Origin of the sequence: Nakamurella antarctica, from assembly GCF_003860405.1 — a bacterium.
Taxonomy (GTDB): Bacteria; Actinomycetota; Actinomycetes; order Mycobacteriales; family Nakamurellaceae; genus Nakamurella; species Nakamurella antarctica.
In genome coordinates this window covers 884981-897383 of record NZ_CP034170.1, presented here as the reverse complement: position 1 = coordinate 897383, position 12403 = coordinate 884981, and the positions used below count along the sequence as shown (strand labels likewise).

The window sequence follows — 12403 nt, the reverse complement described above, 5'->3', positions numbered from 1 at the left end:
AATAAGGGTCCTCGCCCGACTCCGGGCGCCTATCGATGGAAGAAGGACTGTTCCCGTGTCGTCTTTCTCTGAATTTCCAGTCACCACCGTGCACGGCGAGGCCACCACCCTCGGCGCTCTCACCCGCGGTGGGCTCGCTTTGGTCGTCAACGTGGCGAGCCGCTGCGGCTTGACCCCGCAATACACGGCGCTAGAAGCCCTGCAAGCGCGCTTTTCAGGCCGCGGATTTACTGTGATTGGATTCCCGTCGAACCAGTACGGCGGCCAAGAGCCCGGAACGTCCGCGGAGATCGCGCAGTTCTGCTCCGCTACCTACGGGGTCACATTTCCGATGTCCGCAAAAATCGACGTCAACGGCGCTGACCGCGATGCTATCTAACCGTCGCTCACCCGGGCGGTCGACGCCGACGGGGAGGCCGGTGATGTGTCCTGGAACTGTGAAAAGTTTCTGGTGGGTGCCGATGGCAGGGTCATCGCTCGGTTCCGCCCTGCCACCTCGCCAGACGCGCCGGATTGTGGGCTCTTCAGACTTAGTAGGACTTAGCGGTTCTGGTTGGCTCCCGGCGCGATGCTCGGGTGCAAGCGAATCTAATTCGTCGTTCGTGGTTTTCGGTATTTCTGGACCCGAATGCGACACTGCCTACGCTCGAGCCGTCGCTGTGGGGGCGTAGCCGCGATGGAGTTGACGATGCGGTTGTAGCGTTCGGTTTTGCCGTTGCTGATTCCGGTGTTGATGCCGGCGATGATCGATGGTTGCCAGATGGTGATGGTCCACGCCAAGCGGCGGAGTTGCGGAACGTCGGCGTCGGCGCAGTGCTGGTAAAAATCGATAAGCAGGTTCCAGACCTGAGATCTGCCCGGGTTAGTCCCAGCGAGGGACAGCACCGAGCGGAGCTTTTCCTTTGCTTGCCAACACTTTTCCAACCCACCGGTGGGGTCGGCGGCGCGAATTGCGGTGAGCATCTTGGTCAGCTCATCTTCGGTGAGGTTCTTCGCGGCCCGCAGCAGCCGGTTACGTTGACCCCACTCAGGATCAACTTTTCGGCCCCTACGGCCGCGCCTGGTCCAGGCCAACTCCCGCCGGTATTGAAGTGATTGCTCGGATGGCGAGCATCACCAAATGAAACCGGTGCACGACCACCACCGCGTTCGGCAACGCAAGCCTCGCCGCCCGTGCGTATGCAGTCGACGGATCCATCGAGACGTGGGTGATCCCGGCCAACCAGGTCGGGTCTTGGGCCTGCAACCAGGAGATCACCACCTCGGAGTTCCGGCCGTTCACCTGCGCGAACAGTCCACCGTTACCGCCCAGATCAACCAGGCCGGTGTCGAAGCGGTCCGTCCACTTCCCTGACCCCGGTATCGGGGGCGAATTCGTATTTGCCTTTCCCGCGACGGGTTTCATCAATCCCCAACACCGTCACAGCAGGCGGCGCATCGGGTAGGACCTGCTGAGTGTGGGCGATGAACGCGTTATGCGCGATCCGCCAATCCATCCCTAACTCGGCGGCGACCGAAGCCACCGGCCACAATCCCCAATCGCCCTACCCGCCTGCTGCCGGGTCCGGGTGGTGATCCGGGCCTTGGCTGGGACCTGCCCGGGCAGGTTTTCGGTGAACACCTTCCGCTCACACTCCGGGACCCGGCAATGCCACTTCTGCTTACGCCACAACAACAATGGGATATCAGGGCCGATCGGTAAATCCCGCGGCCGAGTCGTCACCCACCGCCGTGGCGACCTCGATTACTGCCAGCACGACGGGCACCACCCCACCAACTCCGGGTCGGTCCGGCACAACGCCACCCGCCGCCCGGATCGTCCTGAACGACCCGCTCAACGAGCAATCCGTCAATACCTAGCAGAAGCGAACTACTCTGGCCCAAGGCTCGTGGTCCTTCGATCTGGTCGTGTGAGAACAACCAGCCTCAAAGGCCACGAGCCTTGGCAAGGCCCAACACGCCAACGCGCACATCACCAGCAAAGGCCTACTAAGGCTGAAGAGCCGCCATGAGAGAAGTGACTTGTGCCGGTGTCGCACGCTGTCATGTACGAGAGTTCGGCTTGGAAGTTCCGTTTTATGGCAGTCCAAAAATGTTGTGGCGCAAAATTGCACCGCATCCAGCGCCTAGCGGTACGGAGCCATGCGTGCGTGCCAATCTAGGCGTGTGGAAGGCCCGCCCGAAGCACATCTTCCAGTTCGGGCATTGACATCGGCATCACATGGCTAAACCGGATCGCTTCCATGTAAGCAAAAGTACAAGCACTTTCCTCTTGTCCTTGAAGGAAAATGGTTTTCACGTAGCCATCGTCGACACTTTCGACCAGCCCGTTCACTCCTTGGGAGAACCAGGGAGCACTCACGCGCGTCACTCCAGCCGCTGCACGCAAGGACTCGCCTGCTTTCCACACGAGGTACTTTCCAATTTCGAAGCGGCGATTGAATCGGCCGGCAACCGCGAGTGTGCCGCGATCAGGCTCCTGCGTGCTCAAATTTAGTCGGTCTTCCGAAGTGCCGATCCTGTAGGCCAAGCCTCCGATGCAAAATACCTGGTAACCGTCGTTGTCTACGAACGGCGGTTCACTCGCTCCAGGCCCCAACTGCTTTTCCAAATTTCGCCACATTGAGAGTTTAGTTTCGAGTTCAAAAAACTCAGGTAGGACCTCATACCTGTTATCTCCGTTGAACGTATTTTTATACTCAAACATGACGAAGATACCCCGCATCTATCAGGTCCAATATTTGTGCTTCGTAGCCTTCTGGGCCAATTACCATAAATTGTGTCCCACCCCCAGGCTGCGCGAACCAGGGCGCAATCACTGACTGTGCGAGGCTGTAGCCCTCAGGTAATGGGGCATCCGTGGATTCGTACGTCCGATACGGCCGACTGGCGGCGTCCGGAGGCAACGACCTCATTCGAAGCTGCTCGCCCTTAGGATAGAAAAATCGGCCCGTATCTTCACCTAGTCTGTCGAACTGAGAAGACGAAGTTTTGGTTTTGCGAAACATAAACATAGTCTACCCCGTAAGCAAGGGTTTGAGCCATGGTTGGAAACTAGGTCGGATCGTTAGATTTATTACGCCGTCACCCGACTCCAGAACCATTGCCAGCGACTGACCCCTGAGCCCATACGCTCCTCGATCTCGTCCAGCGACAGAGGCATGATGTTACTGAATCTTGCCGCATCTGAGTGACCAAGTGTCGTCAGGCTTTTTGGTTCTCCTGGCAGCACAAGGGATATGGTAGCCCCGTCGTCCGTGGCTTCAATTCCTGGGTTTATGTCTGACACGTACAGGTCAGCATCGAGCCGCGGAAGCCCAAGAACACCCCTTGCGGAGGCACACGTTTCCCAGAGGAGAAATTTCTCTAGCTCCAAGAGCCGACTGAATTTCACGACGTTTCTTGAAGCTCCTCTTTCTTGTGTCCTTAAATAAAACGAAGTATCTGATGGCTGAATCGCATATTCCAAATCTTCCGAATGAAAGACCTGGAATCCGTCGCTGTCTATAGTAGGTGGACTGATCTGTCTGTGAGTTCGACTGGTTTCGATCATGCGCCATGGAGCTAGCCGAGCCTCAATTTCCACAAACTCTGGAAGTACTGTAGAATTGCCGCCATCTTTGACCATTATTTTATGAATCCCCACTCGAGCAGTTTCTCCACGGATACTTTTTCGCCGGAAATATCAATCACTACGTATTGCGTGCCGCCCCCCGCCTGGCCGAACCACGGCGCGATTATCGATTGCTCAACATGTGAGCCCGGCGGTAGCGCCTTTCCGGTTGTTTGGTAGGTTTTATAAGCTTTGCCGAGACTCTCGGGAGGAATCGAACGAGCGGTGAAGAGGTCGCCCGGCTTGCCCAGAAAGGCCCCCCGTTCGCTACCGAATCGGTCGAATTGAGTTCCGGTCGGCAAATGAGTCTTAACTTCGGTGGTGCCCGGCGCCGATCCGTTATGGGCGGGCCAGACCGGAGTCCCGGCTGGCTCAACAAAAGTTTGCCGGAACTTAGCTTCCGTCATCCCCCCGAAGCGCTCGTACCCTCTTGAATAGGCTGAGGGCACACCCATCTCTGGCCGGAAAGGGTTTGAAAAACCGCTTAGACGACCCAGTGACCTACCTGCTGCTGTGCTTACCGCGAAGTCCCCGACGCGTTGGTTGGCGCTGGCTAATGGTCTTCGTGCGGCGGCGAGTGCTTTGGCTGCGCGGGCGGCGGCGGCGGAGCCCTTAACACCGGCGCTCGCTGCGGCGAGGGTTGATTTCGCGGCTGCAACGGCTGTGGGGGCGAGTTTCTCAGCGGCGCGTACGCCTTGAGCGGCGCCCTTGGCTGCGAGACCGCCCGCCCTGGCGTAAACGCCGCCCGGGATCACGCCGAGAGCGTCCATGGCAATTTCTCCCCAAGACACGTCCTCGCCGGCAATTTTGCGGCCGGAGTCCACACCAAGTTTGGCTGCACTTACTGCCATCAACGCACCGAATGCTAAGGGCGCCAAAGCGGGCATCAACACAACTGCCACGACAGCCAACACGACTAGCACAATTGTCAGCTTGCCCAATGTGTCGGAGACGCCTTCCCAGAAGTGCGACCAGCCAGATCTGTTGTGCATCCCCATGTCCTGCGCGTTGTGCAGCGTGCCTTTTACTTTGGAGTCAGCACTCCTGCGGTCGTCAGCTAAGGCGCGGCGTTGTTCCAGTGCGGCTTGCACTCGGGCTTGCGCGGCGGCTACCTGCTCATCGTGGGGGTTCTTACTGGCTGCCGGATCCGGCGCGGTCAGCAACACCACCGCCGGATCAGCAGGTGGGGGATGTTGCCAACCTGCCTGCGCCGAAGCAGCAGATGTGTGAGCGTGTTCAGCGGAACTCAATTCTTGGTTGACAACCCCGGCCCGGTACTGGATTTCGTCAACATCATTGGCGTAGGTGCGCATTCCATCGGCGGCCTGAGAATACGAATCATGCAACATCAGCAGATGCGAAGGCAGATCTGCGATCCGTCCACGGAACGCATCAGCGGAGTCGCCCCTCCAAATCGCATCAGAAGTGTTGTCATGCAACTGTTGCAAACGCTGCCGAGCCGAATCTGCATCTTCAGCGACAATTCGAAGCTCCTCCGCAACTGCCCACATAGCATCCACACTGCCCAACTCCGGATCATCTTCCGTCCACGACGCCGCACTCATTCCGCACCACCGGAAACGGACTCGCCTGAGCCGTCAGGCTCACTGTCAATCACGATGTCGGTGCCTGCTTCAATTGCGCATCAGGCTTGGCTTCAACGAGCGCGGTGGGAGCAGCAACAGTGATCGGGGTATCCCATTCGGTCATGCTCAGGTCTATCGAGCCTGTGGGATCAGAGATCAACGCGTGTAAGGGCCATGGCGCGCCAATGGTCGACACGAGAATCGTTCCGACAAGTACATTTTGCTCGGTAAGCAGCACCTGAACTCCCTCCCCCTCAACTCCGGCGGTCAGCGAGCCAGTTGTATAGCTGAGCAACGGTTCGGGGTTGTTAAGCGCGATTCCGATCAAAGACACGGGAGAAGTGAGCGCGATCAGACTCTGCGCACGGGGATCCAAATTGGCCCAATGCACCCAACCGTTCGTAAGGTCTGGCTGCTCGATTCGCTCTGCCATCTCTTTATTGCCCTTTACATATACACCTGATGCGTCATGAATGACATCAGCGGAAAGGTCACCGATGACCAAAGTTGCCGTGTATACGTCCTGGGTACCTTTGGTATCAATGGCGGCTGAGTTCAAGGGCTTTCCAGCCGCTGAGCCCTCCACCGACGACGCAGCCGAAGGCGAGTTCCCGCTGAATGGTGATAACGCGCTTGTAGGTACGGCGGGGGTTCCGAGCGCTTCGTCGAAGGCGGCCGCTGAAGCTGTATATGTGCCCTTAACATGGACACCTTTGGTCTGGGTAGCAGAAGTGAAGCTGGCAGCCAGAATAGATGGTCCTTCGGACTTTTCAATGCCGTTGCCTTCAGCTTTCGCCGTTGATGCCTCCGTCGCCAAGGGCAGTGCGTTAACACTGCCTGCGCCCGATTCGGGGGCAACGGCAGACGAGAGCACCGCTGAAGAGGATTCGGCAGATGATGTTGTGTTATGCTCCGAGCCCGAGCTGGTGTACGGTGATTTCCGCAGCCAATGGGACAGTTTTGGCTCGACCGACGTCGCCGTTGCCCTCGATGAATTCCAGGACGGGTGGAAAGACGGACGACAGAAAATCATTGAGGAGATCGAGAGTCTAAAAGGCGGAGTCGACGGTGCTTTAGACGACTACGTCGCCATGGAATCTGGGGTGTCGTCGAACTTTGCTGAGTCCGGTGTCAAGACCACAGAGGTGCGCAGTGGTGGCAACTGATGTCGCGCTATCAGTTTAGTGTTTGGTTGCCGGATGACTGGTGGCTCTTCGACCTTGAATCCGACCGAATTTCTGATCAGGTTGAGCGCTTGCTCAATCAGACCGCTGCGATAGATCCAGCTGTAGCTGCCCACCGGGGGAAGTTGGAGAAACTGGTACGGGACTCGTTGCGGACCGCGCGGGGACAGGACTTGACCTTCATGGCAATGTGGGGCACCTGGTCCGAAGACCTTCCCATAGTCGCTAACTTGACCGTTGCCATGGTGGATAGGCCCTCTGGTGACGATTCGGCGGTGCTCATGTCACAACTCACTCGCAAGGCCAAGGCCAAAGTCGAGGTAGTGCGTTTAACTGACATCGACGCAGCGGTAGTGCATTCCCGATATCGGGATGTGGGCACTCACCCGCAATACGGTGGGAAGTTCGAATCTGCTGTGTGGCAATGGTTTATCCCGACCCCTGACGATCGGGGCTTTGCTGTTGTTACAGCAAGCACACCGTCAGTGATCCTTGAAAATGACTTCAACGAACTTTTCGGAGAAATTGTGGACTCCTTCACCTTCGAGGACCCCATCACCGCCCAGCCGCCGGACAGTAAGTCGACGGGTACTTCCGTTTCCGGTGGTGCGGAATGAGTGCTGCGTCGTGGACTGAGGATGTTCCGGAGTTGGGCAGTGTGGATGCTACGTGGGCTGTTGCGGAGGAGCTTCGAATTGTCGCTGAAGATGCAGATTCGGCTCGGACGCGTTTGCAGTAGTTGCATGACAACACTTCTGATGCGATTTGGAGGGGCGACTCCGCTGACGCGTTCCGTGGACGGATCGCGGATCTGCCTTCGCATTTGGTGATGTTGCATGATTCGTATTCTCAGGCCGCCGAGGGGATGCGGACCTACGCCAATGATGTTGAAGAGATCCAATATCGAGCCGGGGTTGTCAATCAAGAATTGAGTTCCGCTGAACACGCTCACTCATCTGCTGCTTCGGCGCAGGCTGGTTGGCGACCTCCGCCGCCCGCTGACCCGGCGGTGGTGTTGCTGACCGCGCCTGATCCGGCAGCCAGTAAGAACCCCCACGATGAGCAGGTAGCCGCCGCGCAAGCCCGAGTGCAAGCCGCACTGGAACAACGCCGCGCCTTAGCTGACGACCGCAGGAGCGCTGACTCTAAAGTAAAAGGCACGCTGCACAACGCGCAGGACATGGGGATGCACAACAGGTCTGGTTGGTCGCACTTCTGGGAAGGCGTCTCCGACACCTTAGGCAAGCTGACGATTGTGCTAATCGTGGTGGCTGTCGTGGCAGTTGTGTTGATGCCCGCTTTGGCGCCCTTAGCGTTCGGTGCGTTGATGGCAGCTAGTGCAGCCAAACTTGGTGTGGACTCCGGCCGCAAAATTGCCGGCGAAGACGTGTCTTGGGGAGAAATTGCCATGGACGCTCTCGGCGTGATCCCGGGCGGCGTTTACGCTCGGGCTGGCGGTCTCGCAGCCAAGGGCGCCGCTCAAGGCGTACGCGCCGCTGAGAAACTCGCCCCCACAGCCGTTGCAGCAGCCAGAACGTCTCTCGCCGCAGCAAGCGCTGGTGTCAAAGGATCTGCCGCCGCCGCGCGCGCAGCCAAAGCACTCGCCGCAGCCCGCCGACCATTAGCCAAAGCCAACCAACGCGTCGACGACTTCGCGGTAAACAGAGCAGTGGGTAGGGGACTGTCCCGCTACGCTGGATCCGCTGCGAAGGGCGAAAGTAAAGCCGCGGCGGGAGGCGGTCAACAATTCGGCACAGAAACCACACATGACCTAACAAACCAGGTAAATCGCCTAAATGGTTCTACGACACAGACTGTCGAAAAAGAAGTAAGCAAGCAGGTGGCCACACGGGCGTCGGGTCCTGTGAGTTACAAGCGCCCAACCAGCTTCCGAAAGGATGTCAGGAGTACTGTATGGGAGAACGCACGCGACGTCAACGGCGTCGTGTACGACCGGACGGGCGTAGTGATTCACCCAGGTGACCCATGGCAGATGGGTCATGAGTATGGATTCGAATTTAGAAAGCACAGAGCCAGTTCTGAAGTCCGGGGAATTCCGCGAACCCAATTTTTAGACGAACATAATAATCCAACTCACTACCGTCCGGAGCTACCCGCTTCGAATGCAAATCATGAAGGAGAGGCGCCGGATGACGTGTACTTTGGCCCATGATTCTGCCGACAGGCTGTTAGAGGCCCCCCGTGTCCGATGAGCGCATAGACCTCAAAAAGATCGCGCAATCTGAGGCCCGGCTGTTCCAGGATGCACGGCCGATGGTGCGCCGTTTTATTAGTGACCACAATGATGATGTTTGGGTCGATGTGATCGAGTCGCGGGACCTGCCTACGGTCGGCGTTAGTTCCTGGGGCACAGTGGGGATGTCGAAGTTCAGCACCAAGAATCGGATTGGTAATCGCTCACTGAGAGTTGAGATTATAGGTGTTTGCAGCTCAGGAAGTGACGAATTCGGCCAGATGCTCGCTTCCTGCGCATTCAATCTGGCGACTGGTAAGTTTGGCGTCGCTCCTGGCGTGATTTTTCGAGATATCGTCTCCGACTATGCAGGTAATATTGAAATGAAACATATCCTTTTTGTGACTCCATTCTTATGGGACGAGATGGAGATTCCAGATATCGTGAGTGACGGTCATGTCATTACTTGGCTACAAGCCGTGCCGGTTTCGAGTGAGGAATTTGATTACTGGGAAAAGTTCGGCGCAGAGGCTTTAGAGGATCGATTCGTCGAAGCTGGCATCGATGTATCTGACTTGCACAGAACATCAATAATGTAGGTCTTTAAGGGGGCTCATCGCAATTGACTGTGTAGGCCTGGTCTGAATCCGCCGGTTTCGAATAGGGATCGAGCGGTGTAGTTGGTGAGGTTGCGGAAGCCGAGGGCAATGCTGCTTAGGTGTTCGAGTCGGCCGTTGATGGCTTCGGTGGGGCCGTTACTGGCCCTTCGGACTTAGTAGGACTTAACTGGTGATGTGCTTTTTGGCGTGTTGGGTCTGATAGGGGATCGCGGCGCTTGTGACTGGTTATTCTCACACGACCAGATCGAAAGACCACGAGCCATTGGCCAGAGTGGTTCGCTTCTGCTAGGTATTGACGGATTCCTCGTTGAGCGGGTCGTTCACGACGATTCCGGTCGGCGGGTGGTGCGTTGCCGGACGGAACTGGTGTTGGAGGGGTGGTGTCCGTCGTGTCGGCAGCAGTCGAGGTCGCCGCGGGGATGCGTGACTACCAGGCCGCGGGATCTACCGTTCGGCTCGGATTCCCCGTTGTTGTTGTGGCGCAAGCAGAAGTGGCACTGCCGGGTCGCTAAGTGTGTGCGGAAGGTGTTCACCGAAAACCTGCACGGGCAGGTCCCAGCCAGGGCCCGGATCACGACTCGGGAGCTACCCTCGGCGGGTTAGTCTGGCTTCGGAACGGTGCGAACGGTAGGGATGGCGGCAGATTCGGTTAAATAAATCTGAAACTCGTTTTTACCTATCCGCAAAAATCTCATATTCTGGGTAGCCCATCCTTTTCCCTCACAGCAATCAGGGGGTGCCTGGATTCAGGCCTCTTCACGTAAAAGGGTTTGAATCGCCGCCACACCTTCTTTGACTTGCTGGGTTGAAACCCCCAAAGTGGCCCCGATTAAACCCATATCGGTTATGCCGCCGAAAAACAGTCGGAACGCATCAACAGAAACTTCCGGCCACCGTAAACTGGTCAAATCACATTTTGCCAAAAGCTTGCTATAAAGAGTTTCAGCGGCGGTTTCAGCTAACACCTCATCCCAAGTGGTGTCAGCAACACCTGAAAGACTATCCTTCAGGGTCGCCCCATTGCTGTATTGAAACTCCAGGGACGCTTGAACAGCGGTTACAGCCTGAATTTCCTTCACATCTGCCACGGTTAAATTCACGTCTACGGCGATTTGGTCATAATCAACCGGAACGTTTTTCACTGCGAAAGCTTCCACAGCTGCTCTAATAACTCTAGATTTACGACCCAAAGGCACCGAAAGTGGTAGGGCTGCTTCCCAAGCGTCACGAATTTCAGTGTGAATACATGTTACAGCAAAAGTTGAAAAAGCTGTTTGTCGCTTGCCACCATGAAAGGACCAGGCTTTCGCCACGGGCATGGGACCACCTGGGTGGTGATGTGAGGGTGCCATTCATTGGTGCTGCTGGTCAATAGCTACGGTGTTTCGTTGGCGGTAGGTCGGTCCTTCGACGATGAGGGTGTGCGCTCCGGACGTGAGCCGGTCGACGGCGGATTGGGCGAGCATCGGGTCTGTGGTCATGGTGAGCCACTCGACCGGTTCGCGGTTTGAGGTGAAAATCGTGGATCCTTTGCGGTGCCGTTCGACGATGAGTTCGTAGAAGTCATTCGTGGTCGTGGAATCCAGCGGGCGGAGGGCGAAGTCGTCCAGGATCAGCAAATCCAACCGGACCAGTCGGCGGAACTCTGCGTCCAGGGTGTTGTCCAGGCGGGCGGCCCGCAGTCGGGTGAAAAGCCGGTCAGCTCTGGCCATGAGCACGGTTTTTCTTCTTCGGATTGCGATGTGCCCGAGTGCGGTGGCGAGGTGGGTCTTGCCGACCCCGACGGGCCCGAGGATGATTGTGTTGGTGTTGTTTTCGGTGAACCGCAGGGTCGTCAGGTCCGACCAGAGCCGCCGGTCGTAGGTCAGGTCGGGCAGTTCGTTCCACGTTTCCAGCCGCAGCAGCGGCATCAGCCCGGAGTTCTGCGCCCGCAGCACCGCCGATCTGGTGTCCCGCCTCGACACCTCATCGGACAGCAGCAACTCCAGGAACGCGTGATGACTCAGGTTGCGGGTTTTGGCCAGTGAAAGTCGTTCAGGCAGTGTGTCTTTCATCCCGGAGAGCTTCAACGACCGCAGCAGTGCGGTGAGGTCGTTGCCGATCGGGTCGGCCGGGGCTGTCATGGTGGTGGTCATCAGTTGTTGCCTTTCGCTGGGTCGGCTGCGCTGCGGATGGGTGGCACGAGGGTGAGAGTTGCTCTGCCTGCTTGGAATTCGTCGGGTTGGCGGGAGAACCTGCCTGCTGGGTGACCAGCCGCGGCCGGCAACACCGGCGGAGTGTTCTCCAATGCTTTGGTGAGCATCGCGTCGATTTTCCCGACCGCCACGACATCCAGATCCAGCGCAGTGCCGCACGCCGCATCAACCGGGTGCGGTCCGTGCCGGCGGACCAGGCCGAGAAGCCGGTAGACGGCGCGCATCCGGGTCCACGGCAGCGGATCATCCAACAACCTTTCGGCGTAGATCCCGATGTTGGTGCCGTGACCTGCGCAGGTGGCGACCAGTTTGTCCAGGTCGCGCATTGCGTAACCGACGCGTTCGGCGGGGAGGTCGGCCGGGTCGGTGTGCCGACCACCGGGTTTTTCCCTGGGGTGGGTTTTGACCAGCTGTCCGCGGTGAAACAGTTTCACCAGCTGGCTGTCGGCGCGGGCGTCCAGGGTGTGTCCGATGAACTCGCCTGGGACGGAGTACAGCGCTTTGCCGATCTCGATGTGGAAGTCCCGATGCACTTTCACCGCTCGCAGGATCGGCACATCGTAGGCGGGTTGAACATCCTGCATCGCAACAAGTTCAGTCTCCCGGAACACGTCCAGTGGTCGGGCAGCGATGGTGCCGTGCATCCGCATCCCGGCTACTTCGGTGCACCACTTCGTTGCCGCGGCCTGGGCTTGTTCCATGCTGAGGAAGTTTTCGCCGGCGAAGAAGTTCCCCCGCACGTATTGCACCACCCGTTCCACCTTCGGTTTGTCCTTCGGCGAGCGAACCCGGGCGGTATCGGTGTGAAACCCGGCGTGCTGGGAGTAGTCCAACCACCCCACAGACAGCTGCGGATTCACCGCATCCGCCTTCGCCACAACAGGTTTCATATTGTCCGGCACCACAACCTTGAACACACCGCCGAAGAACGACCAGGCTGCTTCGCAGCCAGCGACCACCGTCGCCAGGGTTTGGGAGAAAGATAGGAATACGAACATGTGTGCCTGGCTT

The 12403-nt window shown here is 57.9% G+C and carries 15 protein-coding genes and 2 pseudogenes; 6 read left to right on the top strand and 11 right to left on the bottom strand.

Going from position 1 to position 12403, the window contains the following annotated elements:
- Positions 1-55 precede the first annotated feature (55 nt).
- Positions 56-544 (top strand): annotated as a pseudogene (locus EH165_RS03920) (glutathione peroxidase).
- Between the two features lie 44 nt (positions 545-588).
- Here EH165_RS03920 and EH165_RS16425 read toward each other — a convergent pair.
- From EH165_RS16425 to EH165_RS03885, 7 genes are all read right to left on the bottom strand, one after another.
- Positions 589-1074 (bottom strand): transposase, encoded by a 486-nt coding sequence (locus EH165_RS16425; protein ID WP_124798118.1) that lies wholly within the window; start codon positions 1072-1074, stop codon positions 589-591.
- Positions 1049-1405, bottom strand: a complete 357-nt coding sequence (locus EH165_RS16420) for a transposase (RefSeq protein WP_124798117.1) — start codon at positions 1403-1405, stop codon at positions 1049-1051. Before EH165_RS16420 ends, EH165_RS16425 begins: the two co-directional genes overlap by 26 nt.
- Before the next feature lie 753 nt (positions 1406-2158).
- Positions 2159-2725: a hypothetical protein gene (locus tag EH165_RS03905; protein WP_164479117.1), complete on the bottom strand. Its 567-nt coding sequence runs from the start codon at positions 2723-2725 to the stop codon at positions 2159-2161.
- Positions 2700-3008, bottom strand: a complete 309-nt coding sequence (locus EH165_RS16760) for a TNT domain-containing protein (protein ID WP_164479116.1) — start codon at positions 3006-3008, stop codon at positions 2700-2702. Before EH165_RS16760 ends, EH165_RS03905 begins: the two co-directional genes overlap by 26 nt.
- A gap of 68 nt (positions 3009-3076) precedes the next feature.
- A complete protein-coding gene (locus EH165_RS03895; protein ID WP_124798114.1) occupies positions 3077-3646 on the bottom strand; it encodes a hypothetical protein in 570 nt (189 codons plus the stop codon).
- On the bottom strand, positions 3628-5178 hold the full coding sequence (locus EH165_RS03890; RefSeq protein WP_124798113.1) for a glycohydrolase toxin TNT-related protein: 1551 nt from the start codon (positions 5176-5178) through the stop codon (positions 3628-3630). Before EH165_RS03890 ends, EH165_RS03895 begins: the two co-directional genes overlap by 19 nt.
- Positions 5179-5227: 49 nt before the next feature.
- On the bottom strand, positions 5228-5758 hold the full coding sequence (locus tag EH165_RS03885) for a hypothetical protein (RefSeq protein ID WP_124798112.1): 531 nt from the start codon (positions 5756-5758) through the stop codon (positions 5228-5230).
- On the opposite strand from EH165_RS03885, the gene EH165_RS03880 reads away from it, so the two are divergent.
- The 4 genes from EH165_RS03880 to EH165_RS03865 all read left to right on the top strand — a co-directional run bounded on the left by EH165_RS03880 (position 5742) and on the right by EH165_RS03865 (position 9176).
- Positions 5742-6365 (top strand): hypothetical protein, encoded by a 624-nt coding sequence (locus EH165_RS03880; RefSeq protein ID WP_124798111.1) that lies wholly within the window; start codon positions 5742-5744, stop codon positions 6363-6365. The genes EH165_RS03885 and EH165_RS03880 overlap by 17 nt on opposite strands.
- Positions 6365-7000 (top strand): hypothetical protein, encoded by a 636-nt coding sequence (locus EH165_RS03875; protein WP_124798110.1) that lies wholly within the window; start codon positions 6365-6367, stop codon positions 6998-7000. The genes EH165_RS03880 and EH165_RS03875 overlap by 1 nt, the downstream gene beginning before the upstream one ends.
- Before the next feature lie 212 nt (positions 7001-7212).
- Positions 7213-8556, top strand: a complete 1344-nt coding sequence (locus tag EH165_RS03870; RefSeq protein ID WP_124798109.1) for an HNH/ENDO VII family nuclease — start codon at positions 7213-7215, stop codon at positions 8554-8556.
- A gap of 29 nt (positions 8557-8585) precedes the next feature.
- On the top strand, positions 8586-9176 hold the full coding sequence (locus EH165_RS03865; RefSeq protein ID WP_124798108.1) for a suppressor of fused domain protein: 591 nt from the start codon (positions 8586-8588) through the stop codon (positions 9174-9176).
- A gap of 14 nt (positions 9177-9190) precedes the next feature.
- Here the strand turns inward: EH165_RS03865 and EH165_RS03860 are convergent.
- A pseudogene (locus tag EH165_RS03860) lies at positions 9191-9337 on the bottom strand (transposase); the annotation flags it as partial.
- Positions 9338-9371: 34 nt separating this feature from the next.
- Here EH165_RS03860 and EH165_RS16755 point away from each other — a divergent pair.
- Entirely contained in the window at positions 9372-9800 is a 429-nt protein-coding gene (locus EH165_RS16755) for a transposase family protein (RefSeq protein ID WP_124798107.1), read from the top strand.
- Positions 9801-9943: 143 nt separating this feature from the next.
- On the opposite strand, the gene EH165_RS03850 is transcribed toward EH165_RS16755, so the two are convergent.
- The 3 genes from EH165_RS03850 to EH165_RS03840 are packed head-to-tail and all read right to left on the bottom strand — an operon-like array spanning position 9944 to position 12390.
- Positions 9944-10510, bottom strand: a complete 567-nt coding sequence (locus tag EH165_RS03850; RefSeq protein ID WP_124798106.1) for a sigma-70 family RNA polymerase sigma factor — start codon at positions 10508-10510, stop codon at positions 9944-9946.
- A 39-nt stretch (positions 10511-10549) separates the two neighbouring features.
- Positions 10550-11332 carry an ATP-binding protein gene (locus EH165_RS03845; protein ID WP_206426092.1) on the bottom strand — a complete coding sequence of 261 codons (783 nt, stop codon included), beginning with the start codon at positions 11330-11332 and terminating at the stop codon, positions 10550-10552.
- The gene (locus EH165_RS03840) at positions 11332-12390 is read right to left on the bottom strand and encodes a Mu transposase domain-containing protein (protein ID WP_206426091.1); all 1059 of its coding nucleotides are present in this window, start codon (positions 12388-12390) and stop codon (positions 11332-11334) included. The genes EH165_RS03845 and EH165_RS03840 overlap by 1 nt, the downstream gene beginning before the upstream one ends.
- Positions 12391-12403: the final 13 nt, after the last annotated feature.